At 74.9% G+C, this 14,043-nt stretch carries 13 protein-coding genes; 3 read left to right on the top strand and 10 right to left on the bottom strand.

All coding sequences use genetic code 11. The features are described 5' to 3' along the window. Window positions 1-7 precede the first annotated feature (7 nt). The gene (locus WAB14_RS16375) at window positions 8-1,051 is read left to right on the top strand and encodes a Gmad2 immunoglobulin-like domain-containing protein (RefSeq protein ID WP_340271379.1); all 1,044 of its coding nucleotides are present in this window, start codon (window positions 8-10) and stop codon (window positions 1,049-1,051) included. Between the two features lie 27 nt (window positions 1,052-1,078). Here the strand turns inward: WAB14_RS16375 and WAB14_RS16370 are convergent, their stop codons facing one another. From WAB14_RS16370 to WAB14_RS16355, 4 genes are all read right to left on the bottom strand, one after another. Beyond that, window positions 1,079-2,122 (bottom strand): alcohol dehydrogenase catalytic domain-containing protein, encoded by a 1,044-nt coding sequence (locus tag WAB14_RS16370; protein WP_340271378.1) that lies wholly within the window; start codon window positions 2,120-2,122, stop codon window positions 1,079-1,081. Window positions 2,123-2,134: 12 nt separating this feature from the next. Continuing rightward, window positions 2,135-3,253 (bottom strand): molecular chaperone DnaJ, encoded by a 1,119-nt coding sequence (gene dnaJ, locus WAB14_RS16365; RefSeq protein ID WP_340271377.1) that lies wholly within the window; start codon window positions 3,251-3,253, stop codon window positions 2,135-2,137. A gap of 40 nt (window positions 3,254-3,293) precedes the next feature. Further along, on the bottom strand, window positions 3,294-4,337 hold the full coding sequence (hrcA, locus tag WAB14_RS16360; RefSeq protein WP_340271376.1) for a heat-inducible transcriptional repressor HrcA: 1,044 nt from the start codon (window positions 4,335-4,337) through the stop codon (window positions 3,294-3,296). Between the two features lie 104 nt (window positions 4,338-4,441). Next, window positions 4,442-5,350, bottom strand: coding sequence for an NAD-dependent epimerase/dehydratase family protein (locus tag WAB14_RS16355; RefSeq protein ID WP_340271375.1), 909 nt, complete (start codon window positions 5,348-5,350; stop codon window positions 4,442-4,444). A 104-nt stretch (window positions 5,351-5,454) separates the two neighbouring features. Here WAB14_RS16355 and WAB14_RS16350 point away from each other — a divergent pair, with 104 nt between their 5' ends. Together WAB14_RS16350 and WAB14_RS16345 are read left to right on the top strand one after the other, a co-directional pair. Then, on the top strand, window positions 5,455-5,907 hold the full coding sequence (locus tag WAB14_RS16350) for a DUF4870 domain-containing protein (RefSeq protein ID WP_340271374.1): 453 nt from the start codon (window positions 5,455-5,457) through the stop codon (window positions 5,905-5,907). 94 nt (window positions 5,908-6,001) lie between these two features. Next, window positions 6,002-6,544 (top strand): DUF4870 domain-containing protein, encoded by a 543-nt coding sequence (locus WAB14_RS16345; protein WP_340271373.1) that lies wholly within the window; start codon window positions 6,002-6,004, stop codon window positions 6,542-6,544. A 12-nt stretch (window positions 6,545-6,556) separates the two neighbouring features. Here WAB14_RS16345 and hemW read toward each other — a convergent pair whose 3' ends face one another. The 6 genes from hemW to WAB14_RS16315 form a co-directional block, all read right to left on the bottom strand. Beyond that, window positions 6,557-7,789 (bottom strand): radical SAM family heme chaperone HemW, encoded by a 1,233-nt coding sequence (gene hemW, locus WAB14_RS16340; protein WP_340271372.1) that lies wholly within the window; start codon window positions 7,787-7,789, stop codon window positions 6,557-6,559. A 1-nt stretch (window position 7,790) separates the two neighbouring features. Further along, window positions 7,791-8,477, bottom strand: coding sequence for an MOSC domain-containing protein (locus WAB14_RS16335; RefSeq protein ID WP_340271371.1), 687 nt, complete (start codon window positions 8,475-8,477; stop codon window positions 7,791-7,793). A gap of 23 nt (window positions 8,478-8,500) precedes the next feature. Then, entirely contained in the window at window positions 8,501-10,363 is a 1,863-nt protein-coding gene (lepA, locus tag WAB14_RS16330; protein WP_340271370.1) for a translation elongation factor 4, read from the bottom strand. 97 nt (window positions 10,364-10,460) lie between these two features. Further along, the gene (locus tag WAB14_RS16325) at window positions 10,461-11,312 is read right to left on the bottom strand and encodes a transglutaminase family protein (RefSeq protein ID WP_340271502.1); all 852 of its coding nucleotides are present in this window, start codon (window positions 11,310-11,312) and stop codon (window positions 10,461-10,463) included. A 52-nt stretch (window positions 11,313-11,364) separates the two neighbouring features. Then, window positions 11,365-12,297, bottom strand: coding sequence for an alpha-E domain-containing protein (locus tag WAB14_RS16320; protein WP_340271369.1), 933 nt, complete (start codon window positions 12,295-12,297; stop codon window positions 11,365-11,367). Further along, window positions 12,291-13,967 carry a circularly permuted type 2 ATP-grasp protein gene (locus WAB14_RS16315; protein ID WP_340271368.1) on the bottom strand — a complete coding sequence of 559 codons (1,677 nt, stop codon included), beginning with the start codon at window positions 13,965-13,967 and terminating at the stop codon, window positions 12,291-12,293. Before WAB14_RS16315 ends, WAB14_RS16320 begins: the two co-directional genes overlap by 7 nt. Between the last annotated feature and the right edge of the window lie 76 nt (window positions 13,968-14,043).

Raw genomic sequence — 14,043 nt, 5'->3', positions numbered from 1 at the left:
CGACACCATGAGCACGAGGCCCGCCGACACCGCCCTCCGCCGACGCCCCGTCGGCGTCATCGCCGCCGTGGCCGTGGCCGTCTTCGTCGTCGTCCTCGTCGTCTGGCTGCTCGTCGGCCGCGGCGGCGAGCCGGGCGGCGTCGTCGAGCCCGAGCCGTCGGCGACCCCGACCGCGGCCCCGAGCGCCGAGCCGACCCCCTCGCCGGAGCCGAGCACCGAGCCGACCGGCAGCGGGTCGGCGACGCCGACGCCCAGCGAGGAGCCGACGGCGACGACCGGTGCGGGCGAGGGCACGCCGCTCGTCGTGTGGCACCAGCGGGAGCAGGAGTCCCTCGACGGGGTCCGGTTCGTGCTCGTCCCCGAACGCGCCTTCGCGGACGTGCCCGCCGGCGACACCCCCGAGGCCACCACCGCGCAGGTCCGCGCGGCGCTCGACGACCTGCTGTCGACGCCGGCGCTCGACTCCGACCACGCGAACCCGTGGGCGGCCGGCACTCCCGGCCCCGGCGACGCGGTCCTCGGCGTGACCCTCGAGCCGGACGGCACGACGGTCGACGTGCCCGCGGAGGCGTTCGACGGGTCCCTCGGGACCGACGTCGCCCGGCTCGCCGTCGCCGCGCTCGTGCGGACAGTGGTGTCGAACGGTGGCGAGGCACCGGTCGCCGTCCTCGTCGACGGTGAGCCGGGCGCTGAGGTGTGGGGCGCGCTCGTCCTCGATGAGCCGCTCGAGCCCGCCACCGACGACCTCGCCGGCGGCTGGGTCCTCGACCCCTACGACGGCCAGCGCGTGCCGGCCGGCACGCTCACCGTGTCGGGCACCGCGACGGCGTTCGAGGCGAACGTCCAGTGGGAGGTGCTCGTCGGCGGTGACGCCGTCGTCGACAGCGGCTTCACGATGGCGGGCGCCAACGGCGAGTACGGCCCGTTCTCCTTCGACCTCGACCTCGAGCCCGGGACCTACACGATCCGGGTGTTCGAGGGGAGCGCCGCCGGACCGGACGAGGGCGTGCCGGTGGTGTGGGAGGACACGACGACCGTCGAGGTCGTGTGAGGCGCTGAGGCCGCTCGTGCGGCCCGCTCAGGGCCGCACGAGCGTCACGCCCGACCCGGGCGCGTCGCCCATCGCTGCGAGCGCCGCCGCGGCGCCGTCGAGGTCGACCGTCCGCGTCACCGCGCGTTCCGGGTCGAGGCGCCCGGCGGCCACCAGGGCGAGCAGCCCGGGGTAGGCGTGGGCGGGCATGCCGTGGCTGCCGAGCAGCTGCAGCTCGCCGCCGACTACGAGGCGCAGCGGGACGGCCGGGTCGCCGAGCACCGCCGGGAGCAGCCCGACCTGGACGTGCCGGCCGCGCGGGCGCAGTCCCGCGAGGGACGCCGCGCACGTCGCCTCGCTGCCGAGGGCGTCGACGGAGACGTCGACCGGCCCGCCGGCGCTGTCGCGGACCGCGCTCGCCACCTCGGTCCACGCGAGGCCCGTGGGGTCGACGGTGCGCTCCGCCCCGAGGGAGCGCGCGAGGTCGCGGGCGGCGGGCGAGGGGTCGACGGCGACGACCCGCGCGCCGCCGGCGACGGCGACCTGCACCGCAGCGAGCCCGACCCCGCCGCAGCCGTGGACGGCGAGGGTCTCCCCCGCCTGCAGCCGGGCGACGTGGACGAGGGTCCGGAACGCCGTCGCGTACCGGCAGCCGAGCAGCGCGGCCGCGTCGGTGCTCACGTCGTCGGGCAGCCGCACGAGGTTGACCGCTGCGCGGGGCACGGCGACCCGCTCGGCGAAGGAGCCCCAGTACGTGAAGCCGGGCTGCTCCTGCCGGGCGCACACCTGCTGCTCCCCCGCCCGGCACGGCGCGCACGACCCGCACGCGAGGACGAACGGCGCGGTGACCCGGTCCCCCACCGCGACACCGTCGACGCCGTCGCCGACGGCCGCGACCGTGCCGGCCAGCTCGTGCCCGGGGACGTGCGGCAGGACGACGTCCGGGTCGTGGCCCGCCCACGCGTGCCAGTCGCTGCGGCACAGCCCCGTCGCCTCGACGGCGACGACGACCCCACCGGGCGGGGGCGCCGGGGCGTCGACGTCCCGGACGACCGGCTGCACACCGAAGGACTCCACGACGACGGCACGCACGACGGCGTCCGCTCAGCCGTTGACGAGTCGGTCCCGCAGGCGCCCGAACAGGCCCTGGGGGGCGCCGTTCGTCGTGCGACCCGACGGCCGCTCCTCCCCACGCAGCTCGGCGAGACGGCGCAGCAGGTCGCGCTGCTCGTCGTCGAGCCGCGTCGGCACCTGGACGTCGACGTGGACGTGGAGGTCACCGCGGCCGGGCCGGCGCAGGTGCGTGGCACCGAGGCCGTCGAGGGTGAACGTCTCACCGTGCTGGGTGCCGGCGGGCAGCTCGACGTGCCGGTCCCCGTCGAGGGTCGGCACCGCCATCGTCGCGCCGAGCGCGGCCGCCGTCATCGGCACCTCGAGGACGGTGTGGAGATCGTCGCCCTCGCGACGCAGGCGCGGGTGGCGCCGCTCCTGCACCTCGACGTACAGGTCGCCGGCCGGTCCGCCGCCCGTGCCGACCTCGCCCTGGCCGGCGAGCTGGATGCGGGTGCCGGTGTCGACGCCCGGCGGGACCTTGATGGTGAGGGTCTTGCGGGTGCGGACGCGGCCCTCGCCGGAGCACTCGTGGCACGGGGCGGGCAGCACGGTGCCGTAGCCACCGCAACGCGGGCACGGGCTGGTGGTCATGACCTGGCCCAGGAACGAGCGCGCGACCCGCTGCACCTGCCCGCGGCCGCCGCACACGTCGCAGCTCTCCGGGCTGGTGCCGGGCTCGCAGCACGTGCCCTGACAGCGCGTGCAGACGTCGGCGGACTCGACGCGGATCTCCCGCGTCCCGCCGAAGACGGCCTCCTCGAGGTCGATCTCGAGGCGGACGAGAGCGTCCTGGCCGCGCTGCGTGCGGCTCGCGGGGCCGCGCTGCGCCGCGGCGCCGGCCCCGCCGAAGAACGTCTCGAAGATGTCGGAGAACCCGAAGCCCGCGCCCTGGCCGCCGAACGGTGTGTCACCGCCGGCGTCGTAGGCGGCGCGCTTCTCGGGGCTGCTCAGCACCTCGTAGGCGCGGGAGACCTCCTTGAAGCGGTCCTCGGCGCCGGGCCCGGGGTTGACATCCGGGTGCAGCTCGCGCGCGAGACGGCGGTACGCCTTCTTGATCTCGTCCGCGGAGGCGTCCCTCGACACCCCGAGGGTCTGGTAGTGGTCGCTCACGTGAGCCCTTCGTCGGTCGATCGGGTACCGCGGCGCGCGCTCACTGGTCGAGCGCGCGCGAGGCGTAGCGGGCCACCGCACGCACCGCGGCGATTGTCGTGGGGTAGTCCATGCGGGTAGGACCGAGCACGCCGAGTCGAGCCACGACCGCCCCGCTGCCGTAGCCGCTGCTGACGACGGCCGTCTGGGCGAGGCTCTCGTGCGCGGTCTCCCGGCCGATGCGGACGGCGACGTCGGCCTGCTCCTCGGCCATGTCGTGGAGCAGGCGCAGGAGCACCACCTGCTCCTCCAGCGCCTCGAGCACGGCGGACAGCTCGCCGGGGAACTCCGTGCCGCGCCGGACGAGGTGGCTCGTGCCGGCGACGACGATGCGCTCCTCGCGCTCCTCCACCAGCGCCTGCGCGAGGGCCTCGGCGACGGCGCGACCGGTGTCGCGCACCGCCCCGGGCGCCTGGGAGAGGGTGTCGGGGACGTCCCGGACGGCGACGGCCGCGGCTGCGAGCCGGAGCCCGACGACCGCGGCGTTGACGCGGCCCCGCAGCTCCTCGAGGCCCGTGGGCTCACCGGGAGCACCCGTCCCGGCCGCCGGGGGGAGGTCGACGAGCCGCTGCTCGACGCGACCGCTCGAGAGGATGAGGACGATGAGGACCCGGTCCGGCGGCAACGGGACGAGGTCGACGTGCCGGACCGTCGCGAGCGACACCGACGGGTACTGCACGACGGCGGTCTGCCGGGTGATCTGGCTGAGGAGCCGGACGGTCCGGTCCACGACGTCGTCGAGCCCGACCGCGCCCTCGAGGAAGACCTGGATGGCGCGCCGCTCGGGCGGGCTCATGGGCCTGACCTCGGACAGCCGGTCGACGAAGAGGCGGTAGCCCTTGTCGGTCGGCACCCGTCCGGCGCTCGTGTGCGGCTGGGCGATGTAGCCCTGCTCCTCGAGCACCGCCATGTCGTTGCGGATGGTCGCGGGGCTCACCCCGAGGCGGTGCCGTTCGACGAGGGCCTTGGAGCCGACGGGCTCCCGGGTCGTGACGAAGTCCTCGACGATGGCGCGGAGGACCTCCAGACGGCGGTCGTCGGCCACGGAGACACCTCCCTGGTCGTGGTGTGGCACTGCGCGTGGCAGCGCTTGGCACTGTCGGCGGGCGAGTGCCAATCGTAACCCCGGCGCCGTGCGGGGACCGGCGCTCAGGAGTGGCCGGCTGCGGGGACGTCCTCCTCCGCCCCTGCACCGACGTGGTCGCGCCACGAGTGCTGCGGGTCGTAGCCCAGCAGGCGTCGGGCCGTGCCGATCGACAGCAGCGTCTCGTGCTCGCCGAGGTCACCGCGGACCTCGACGCCCGGGAACTCCGCCGCCATCAGCTCGGCCGAGGACCGCCGCATGACCGTGTCGGCGTTCGCGACGATGGCGACAGCAGCCCCGTCGACGTCGGCGGTGAGGGCGCGCCGGGTCGCCTGCGCACCGTCGCGCGCGTCGATGTAGCCCCACAGGTTCCAGCGGCGGACGCTCGGGTCGTCCTGCCAGGCCTCGAAGCCGGCGTAGTCCGCCACGTCCATGACGTTGGAGAAGCGGAGCCCGACGAACGTCGCGTCCGACCGCCAGCGGGCGTGCTGGCGGGCGAGCTCCTCCTCCAGCACCTTGCCGAGGCTGTACGTGCTCTCCGGGCGCGGCGCGTACGCCTCGTCGACGGGCGCGTACGGCGGCGGGGTGTCGAACGGCAGCCCGAGGACGGTCTCGCTGCTCGCCCACACGACCCGGCGGACGCCGAGGGTGCGCGCCGCCTCGAACACGTGGAAGGTGCTCGGCACGTTGTTGGTGAAGAGCGCGGCGTTCGGGACGAGGCCGGGCGCCGGCACCGCCGCGAGGTGGACGACGGCGTCGACCCCGTCGTGGCGCTCGTCGACGCCCGCGAGGGCACCGAGGACCTGGCCGTAGTCGGTGAGGTCGGTCCGCACCGCGACCGCGCTGCCCGGTCCCGCGGTCGGCAGGGCCGGGACCACCCGGTCGAGGACGACGACGTCCTCCCCGTGCGCGACGAGGTCCGCGACCACCGCCCGGCCGAGCTTCCCGCTGCCACCCGTGACCGCGACGACCACTGCCTGCTCCTGTCCTCCGGTGGCCCGCCGTCCGGGCCGCACGAGGCCCGATTCTGCAGGCAGCCCCACAGACCCGCGCGTCGGTGGCTCCTAGCGTCGTCGTCATGACAGAGACACCCGCCGCACCCCTCCCCGCTGCCCCCGCGCCCGCGGCGGGCGGCTACCCGGGCGGCCGCGGCCCCGCCCCCATGACCCCCTCCGACGAGACGACGTGGTCGACCCTCGGCCACCTGTCGTGGCTGGCCGGCTCGGTCGTCGGGCTGCCGTTCCTCGGGCCGCTCGTGCTGTGGCTCGTGCTCAAGGACCGCGGGCCGTTCGTGCGCCACCACACCGCGGAGGCCCTCAACTTCCAGGTGACGGTGATGCTGTGGCTGCTCGGCGTCGGTGTCGTCGGCGGCGTCGCGACGCTCGTGACGTTCGGCGTGCTCGCACCGGCTCTCGTGCTCGCCCTCGTCGCGGTGCTCGTCCTCGCGGTCGTCCTCACCGTGGTCGCGGCCGTCGCCGCCTCCCGCGGCGAGTGGTACCGGTACCCGCTGACGCTGCGGCTGGCCCGGTGAGCGACGTGACCCGCGCCCGTATCGGCGAGCCGGTCCCGTCCTCCTGCCTCGAGGACTACCGTCTGCAGCACCCCGCGATCATGGAGGACCACCGATGAGCGACCCGAACCAGCCGGCCGACCCCGGCCGACCCGGCGACGGCCAGCGGCCCGGCCCCTACGGCCCCCCGCCCGGCCAGCAGCCGGGTCAGCAGCCGGGCCCGCAGTCCGGCCCGTACGGCCCGCCGCCCGGCCCGCCCCCGGGCCCGTCCGGCCAGCCGCAGTACGGTCCCCCGCCGGGCCAGCAGCAGTACGGCCAGCAGGCGCAGATGACGCACTCGGACGAGCGGACGTGGGCCGCCCTCGCGCACGGCCTCGTGATCATCGGGTTCTTCATCCCCGGCCTGGTCGCGTACCTCGTCTTCAAGGACCGTTCCCCCTACCTGCGCGACCAGGGCCGCGAGGCCCTCAACTGGGGCATCACCGTCACGATCATCGAGGTCGTCGCGTACGTCCTCGTGACGGTGACCTTCGGGATCCTCTTCTTCCTGCCGGCCCTCAGCTTCGTGCTGCGGCTCGTGTTCGGCATCCTCGCCGCACTCGCGGCGTCCCGGCACGAGGACTACCGCTACCCCTTCAACCTCCGCCTCGTGAAGTGAGGCGGTGGCGCGTCAGCCCGTGAGGGCGCGCGCCACGACGTCCGACAGCAGCCGCCCGCGCAGGGTCGGGACCACCCGGCCGGCGCGGGCGGCTGCGTCGTCGAGGAGGCCGTCGCCGACCAGGCGCGCGAGCTCCTGCCGGGCGGTGTCGGCCAGGCGGTCCACGGGCAGGCCCTCCACGAGCCGGCTCCGCAGGAGCACGTCCTCCGTGTGCCGCTCGCCCGGGTCGAGGACCTCCCGCGCCTGCGCGGGGCTGCGACCGGCCTCGAGGGCGCCGGCCCAGGCGGCAGGGTGCCGGGTGTTCCACCAGCGGACCCCGCCGACGTGGCTGTGGGCGCCGGGCCCGACGCCCCACCAGTCGTCGCCGCGCCAGTAGCCGAGGTTGTGCCGGCACGCGTGCGCGGGTGTCCGCGCCCAGTTGCTCACCTCGTACCAGCCGAGCCCGGCCCGGGTGAGGGCGGAGTCGGCGGCCTCGTACCGGTCGGCGAGGACGTCGTCGTCGGGCGGGGCGACCTCACCGCGGCGCACCTGCACCGCCAGGCGCGTGCCCGGCTCGACGACGAGGGCGTAGGCCGACACGTGGTCCGGTTCCAGCGCGACCGCGGCCTCCAGGGTGCGGGCCCAGTCGTCGGCGGTCTCCCCCGGCGCGCCGTAGATGAGGTCGATGCTCACGTGCAGCCCCGCCGCCTTCGCGGCCGCGACGACGCCCGGCACCCGGTCGGGGTCGTGGGTGCGGTCGAGCGCCGCGAGGACGTGCGGGACGAACGACTGCACGCCGAACGACACCCGGGTGAACCCCGCCGCGGCGAGGGCGTCCAGGCAGGCGGCGTCGACGGAGTCCGGGTTCGCCTCGGTCGTCACCTCCGCGTCGTCGGCGAGACCGAACCGGTCACGGACGTCGTCGAGCATCCCGGCGAGGTCCCGGGCCGGCAGGAGCGTCGGGGTGCCGCCGCCGAGGAACACGGTGCTCACGGGTCGCGGCGGCAGCCCGGCGGCGTCGAGCACGCGCCGGGCCAGGTCGAGCTCGGCGCGGACCCCGACCGGGTACCCCGCGCGCGTGGCCCCCGCCTGCGGACCCAGCTCCTCCGCGGTGTACGTCGTGAAGTCGCAGTAGCCGCAGCGCACCCGGCAGAACGGCACGTGGACGTACACCCCGAGCCGTCGGGTGCCGGCGCCGTCGCGGACCTGCGACGGCAGGCTGCCGTCGGGCGGTGCCGGCTCGCCCTGGGGCGCGGGACCCGGCACGTCAGAGGGGGGGTGCGGCGGCGCGCTGCGCCTCGTGCCGCAGGGAGCGCTCGACGTACGCGACGAGGTCGGGGGCGAGCTCCAGCCCGGTCCGTTCCGCGTCGAGGAGCGCACGGGCGTCGTCCGGGCGCTGCTCGGTGAACCACCGCCCGGCGCTCACGCCGTGGCTGGGCCGGTGCAGCACCTCGACGGGGTCCCCGGGCCGCACCTCGCCGGGCACCAGGACACGCAGGTAGACCCCGACCCGGCCCGCCTCGGTGAAGCGCCGCACCCAGTGCGGCTCGCCGACGTGGTGCTGGAAGGTGGCGCACGGGGTGCGGGGCATGCTGACCTCCACCTCGACCGCGTCCCCGACGCGCCAGCGCTCCCCGATGACCGCGCCGACGAGGTCGACGCCGGCCAGGCGGAGGTTCTCCCCGAACCAGCCCGGCGCCACCTCCCGGCCCAGCTCGGCGGACCACCGGAGCGCGTCCTCGGCGGCGTAGGCGTAGACGGCCTTGTGCCGCCCGCCGTGGTGGCGCCCGTCGAGCACGCGGTCGCCGACGACGCCGTCGACGGTGACCCGCACGACGTCGACCGGCCGCTTGTCGATGCCGCTGAGCCCACCGCGCCCGTCCGGGGTGGCCGCGGGGGCGAGGCACACGGCGAGGACCCGTGCGCGCTGCTCGCCGGCGCGGGTCGGCTCCACCGGCCCGCACGGTGCCGGCACGGTCACCGCTTGGCCTCGGCCTTCGCCTTGTCGCCGACCTCGGAGGACAGCGCCGCGATGAACGCCTCCTGCGGCACCTCGACGCGCCCGACCATCTTCATGCGCTTCTTGCCCTCCTTCTGCTTCTCCAGCAGCTTGCGCTTGCGGCTGATGTCGCCGCCGTAGCACTTCGCGAGCACGTCCTTGCGGATGGCGCGGATCGTCTCGCGGGCGATGACGCGGGAGCCGATGGCCGCCTGGATCGGCACCTCGAACTGCTGGCGCGGGATGAGCTCCTTGAGCCGCTCCGTCATCTTGACGCCGTAGGCGTACGCCTTGTCGCGGTGGACGATCGAGCTGAAGGCGTCGACGACCTCGCCCTGCAGGAGCACGTCGACCTTGACGAGGTCGGCGCTCTGCTCGCCGGCGAGGTCGTAGTCGAGCGAGGCGTAGCCCCGCGTGCGCGACTTGAGCGCGTCGAAGAAGTCGAAGACGATCTCCGCGAGCGGCAGCGTGTAGCGCATCTCGACGCGGTCCTCGGACAGGTAGTCCATGCCGAGCAGGGTGCCCCGCCGCGACTGGCACAGCTCCATGATCGTGCCGATGTACTCGCTCGGGGCGATGATCGTCGCCTTGATGACGGGCTCGACGATCTCCGCGATCTTGCCGGCCGGGAACTCGCTCGGGTTCATGACGACCTGCTCGGAGCCGTCCTCCATCCGCACGCGGTACACGACGTTCGGCGCGGTGGAGATGAGGTCGAGGTCGAACTCGCGCCGCAGCCGCTCGGCGATGATCTCGAGGTGGAGCAGGCCGAGGAAGCCGATGCGGAAGCCGAAGCCGAGCGCCGCGGAGGTCTCCGGCTCGTAGACGAGGGCGGCGTCGTTGAGCTTCAGCTTGTCGAGGGCGTCGCGCAGGTCGGGGTAGTCGCCGCCGTCGATGGGGTAGAGGCCGGAGAACACCATGGGCTTGGGGTCCTCGTAGCCGCCGAGGGCCTGCGTGGCGCCGTGGACGGCGCTCGTCACGGTGTCGCCGACCTTCGACTGGCGGACGTTCTTCACCCCGGTGATGAGGTAGCCGACCTCGCCGACCCCGAGGCCGTCGCTCGGCAGCGGCTCGGGGGAGATGACGCCGATCTCGAGGAGGTCGTGCTGCGCACGGGTCGACATCATCTGGATCCGCTCGCGCGGCGACAGCCGCCCGTCGACGACGCGGACGTACGTCACGACCCCGCGGTACGTGTCGTACACCGAGTCGAAGATCATCGCGCGGGCGGGGGCGTCGGCGTCGCCCTGCGGCGCGGGGACCACCTCGACGATGCGGTCGAGCAGCGCCTCGACGCCCTCGCCGGTCTTGCCGGAGACGCGCAGGACCTGGTCGGGGTCGACGCCGACCAGGCCGCCGATCTCCTCCGCGTACTTCTCCGGCAGGGCGGCCGGCAGGTCGATCTTGTTGAGCACGGGGACGATCTCGAGGTCGTTCTCCATCGCCATGTAGAGGTTGGCGAGGGTCTGCGCCTCGATGCCCTGGGCGGCGTCGACGAGGAGGACCGCGCCCTCGCACGCCGCGAGCGAGCGGGACACCTCGTAGGAGAAGTCGACGTGCCCCGGCGTGTCGATCATGTTGAGGGCGAACGCCTCGCCGGCGACGTCCCACGGCATGCGGACGGCCTGGCTCTTGATCGTGATGCCGCGCTCGCGCTCGATGTCCATCCGGTCGAGGTACTGGGCGCGGGCCTGCCGTGCCTCCACGACCCCGGTCAGCTGCAGCATGCGGTCGGCCAGCGTCGACTTGCCGTGGTCGATGTGGGCGATGATGCAGAAGTTGCGCAGCTGCGACGGCGGGGTGGCCGCCACCGGCAGCGGGCTCGCGGGGATGGGGGGCACTCGACCTACCTGCTCGTGGCGTCGTGGACGGACGTCGGGGACCCCTGCAGTTTCCCACGGCTTGCCGCGGCGCTCGGCGCGCGACCGGCGTCGGGGCTCAGCGCAGGCGCGTGATCTCGACGCTGACGTCGAGCCGGGACCCGCCGCCACCGGAGACGATCCCCCGCAGCGGGGCGACGTCGCCGTAGTCACGACCCGTCGCGACGACGACGTGGTCGAGCCCGGCGGGGCGCCCGTTCGTCGGGTCGAACGGGGTCCAGGCGCCGGCCCACCACTCCAGCCAGGCGTGGCTCTGCCCCACGACCGCCTGGCCGAGGGGCGCCGACGGGTCCGGGTGCAGGTAGCCGGACACGTACCGCGCGGGCACGCCGAGCGCCCGCAGCGCCCCGAGCCCGACGTGGACGAAGTCCTGGCAGACCCCGCGCCCCTCGGCCCACGCCTCCTCCGCGGAGGTGTGGACGCCGGTGACGCCCGGCACGTACTGCAGGTGCCCCCCGAGCCACGAGCAGACTGCGAGCGCCGCCTCGTGGGGCGGGAGGTCGCCGGCGACCTCCCTGCTCTGCGCGAGCAGGTCCGGACCGGGCCGGGTCGCGGTCCGGGGCGCGAGCCACTCGACGAGCTCGTCCTGCAGGGCGCGGTCGGCGAGGTCGTCCCAGCCGACGTGCGCCGTCGTGTCGCCGGGCCGCCCGGGCGGCACCTCGACCTCGACGAGGTTCGTCGCGACGACGTCGAGGCGCGTGTGCGGCACCTGCGTGTCGAACGCCACGACGTGCGTGCCCCAGTAGTCGGTGTAGCGGGACGCGGCCGCGCGCGGGGACACCTCCACCCGGGCCTCGAGGACGTGCTGGCCCGGCAGGGTGGCGGGGGTCATCCGCACCTCGTTGTACGAGGCGCGCACGGGCGCGTCGTACTCGATGGACGTCGTGTGGACGACGCGCAGCCGGCTCACCCCCGGCGCGGGCCGCGCGCCGTGGGCGTGGGTGCTCGCTGGGCTCGTCACGTCAGATCGCCTCCGCGGTGAACGCCACGCCGGCGCTCATGGGGAAGTAGCGGCGGCTCACGGCGTCGGAAACCCGTGAGGCGGCCTGCTGGACGCGCTGCATCTCCTCGGCCAGGTCGCCGAGCAGCTCGTCGGGCGAGCGGAACTCCAGCTGCCCGCGCGTCCACGCCAGGGTGCGGCGGGCGTCGTCGGCGTACCCGACCCGGCCGGCGTCCGGGTCGAGGTCCTCCAGGCACCGCTCGGCGGTCGCGAGGGCGTTGACGACCGAGCGGGGGAACAGCCGGTCGAGCAGGAGGAACTCCGCCGCCTGCGCGTCGGAGCGACCGCCCTGCCGCCCGCCGCGGTAGGTCCGCAGGAACGCCTCGTACGCCCCGCAGCCGTGGAGCACCGTCTGCCACGACGGGCCGCCCTCGAGGACCGTCGTCGCGAGCAGCCGCGCCGTCATGTCGGCCCGTTCGAGGCTGCGTCCCAGGACGAGGAACTGGTAGCCCGCGTCGCGGCTCATCGTGGTGTCCGCGATACCGGTGACGACGGCCGCGCGCTCGCGCACCCAGCCGGCGAAGCGGTGGGCGCTCGCGGCCCGCACCCGGGTGGGGATCGCGTAGTACGTGGTGTTGAGGGCCTCCCACATCTCGCTGGAGACGACCTCGCGGGCGCGGCGGGCGTTCTCGCGGGCCGCGGCGAGCGCGCCCGCGATCGAGCCGGGTCCGGTGGGGTCGTAGGCGAGGACGTCGAGGAGGCGGCGACGGTCGACGGGCCCGTCGAGGTCGCGGGCGCCCATGACCGCGAGCAGGGAGGCGCACGCCTCGGCCTCGTCGAGCCACGGGTCCTCGAGGATGCGCTGGACCTGCACGTCGACGATGCGGGCGGTGTCGTCGGCCCGCTCGACGTAGCGGCCGATCCAGAACAGGGACTCCGCGATGCGGCTCAGCACGTCGTGGTCCTCCCCTGCTGCCGGGTCTGCTGCTGCTGCTCCTGCTGGCGGGCGCGGTCGTCGGAGCCCGGGCCCGCGTCCGGCGGGACGGAGCGGACGAGCTCGAGCTCTGTCGTGCCCCGCTCGGGGACCTCCGACGGCCCGTCGGACCCGTCGCGACCGCTGTCGCCGGCGCGGTCGAGCCGGTCGGACACGACCCACGTGTCCTTCGACCCGCCGCCCTGGCTGGAGTTGACGACGAGCGTCGCCTCCCCGAGCGCGACGCGGGTGAGCCCGCCGGGCAGGACCCACACGTCGTCGCCGTCGTTGACGGCGAACGGCCGCAGGTCGACGTGACGGGGCGCGAGCTCGTCGCCGACGAGGGTGGGGACGGTCGACAGGGCGACGACGGGCTGCGCGATCCACCCGCGCGGGTCGGCGCGCAGCCGCTCGCGCAGGGCGTCGAGCTGGGTGGCGGAGGCCTGCGGACCGATGACGATGCCCTTGCCGCCGGAGCCGTCGACGGGCTTGACGACGAGCTCGTCGAGGCGGTCGAGGACCTCCTCGAGGTGGTCCGGCTCCTCGCAGCGCCACGTGTCGACGTTGTCGAGGACGGGGTCCTCGCCGAGGTAGTAGCGGGTGAGGTCGGGCAGGTAGGTGTAGAGGAGCTTGTCGTCGGCGACGCCGTTCCCGACGGCGTTGGCGATGGTGACGGTGCCGGCGCGGGCGGCGTTCAGCAGACCCGCGCAGCCGAGCATGGAGCCGCTGCGGAACTGGACGGGGTCGAGGTACTCGTCGTCGACGCGGCGGTAGATCACGTCGACGCGCCGCTCCCCCTCGGTGGTGAGCATGCGGACCCGGTTGCCGGAGCACACGAGGTCGCGGCCCTCGACGAGCTCGACCCCCATCGAGCGGGCGAGGAGGGCGTGCTCGAAGTACGCGCTGTTGTAGACGCCGGGGGTGAGGACGACGACGGTGGGGTCGTCGACGCCGGACGGCGCGGCCGCCTGCAGCGCCGCGAGGAGCCGCTCGGGGTAGTCGCTGACGGGCCGGACCCGCGTGGAGGTGAAGAGGTCCGGCAGGACCTGGGTCATGGCGCGGCGGTTCTCCAGCACGTACGAGACGCCGCTCGGGACGCGGACGTTGTCCTCGAGGACCCGGAAGCGGCCCTGCTCGTCGCGGACGAGGTCGATGCCGCTGACGTGGACGCGCACCCCGTTGGCGGGCTCGATGCCGAACGCCTCGCGGTGGAAGTGGGAGCTCGTCGTCACGACGGAGCGGGGCACGACGCCGTCGGCGAGGGCTCGCATCGGGCCGTAGACGTCGGCGAGGAACTTCTCGAGGACCTGCACCCGCTGGCGCACGCCGCGCTCGACCTGCGCCCACTCGTGCGCGGCGAGGACGCGCGGCACGACGTCGATGGGGAACGGCCGCTCCTCCCCCGCGTAGTCGAACGTCACCCCTCGGTCGAGGAAGGTGGCGGCGAGGGCGTCGGAGCGGGCACGCAGGTCGTCGACGCTCATCCGCCGCAGCGCCTCGTGGACGACAGCCGCCGTCGGGCGGACGCCGCCGGGCCCGAGGACCTCGTCCCACGCGGGCCCCGCCGTCGGTTTGGCGGAGTAGCCGGTGAACACGTCGGGCGGCACGGGTACGGCGCCGGGCAGGACGGCTCCGGGACTGGCCTCGTGCATGCGCCGACCCTAGTAGCGGGCGGTCGGATTACCACCGAGCCCCTCCCGTGGCCTATCCTCGGCGGTTGGTCGTGGG

The organism is Aquipuribacter nitratireducens, from assembly GCF_037860835.1.
Lineage (GTDB): Bacteria > Actinomycetota > Actinomycetes > Actinomycetales > JBBAYJ01 > Aquipuribacter > Aquipuribacter nitratireducens.
This window is presented reverse-complemented; position numbering and strand designations above follow the sequence as displayed.

Excerpts from the sequence above, each read along its gene's own strand:
- WAB14_RS16375 (WP_340271379.1), top strand. The coding sequence starts at position 8 with ATGAGCACGAGGCCCGCCGACACCGCCCTCCGCCGACGCCCCGTCGGC.
- WAB14_RS16350 (WP_340271374.1), top strand. The coding sequence starts at position 5,455 with ATGACAGAGACACCCGCCGCACCCCTCCCCGCTGCCCCCGCGCCCGCG.
- WAB14_RS16345 (WP_340271373.1), top strand. The coding sequence starts at position 6,002 with ATGAGCGACCCGAACCAGCCGGCCGACCCCGGCCGACCCGGCGACGGC.
- WAB14_RS16315 (WP_340271368.1), bottom strand. The coding sequence starts at position 13,967 with ATGCACGAGGCCAGTCCCGGAGCCGTCCTGCCCGGCGCCGTACCCGTG.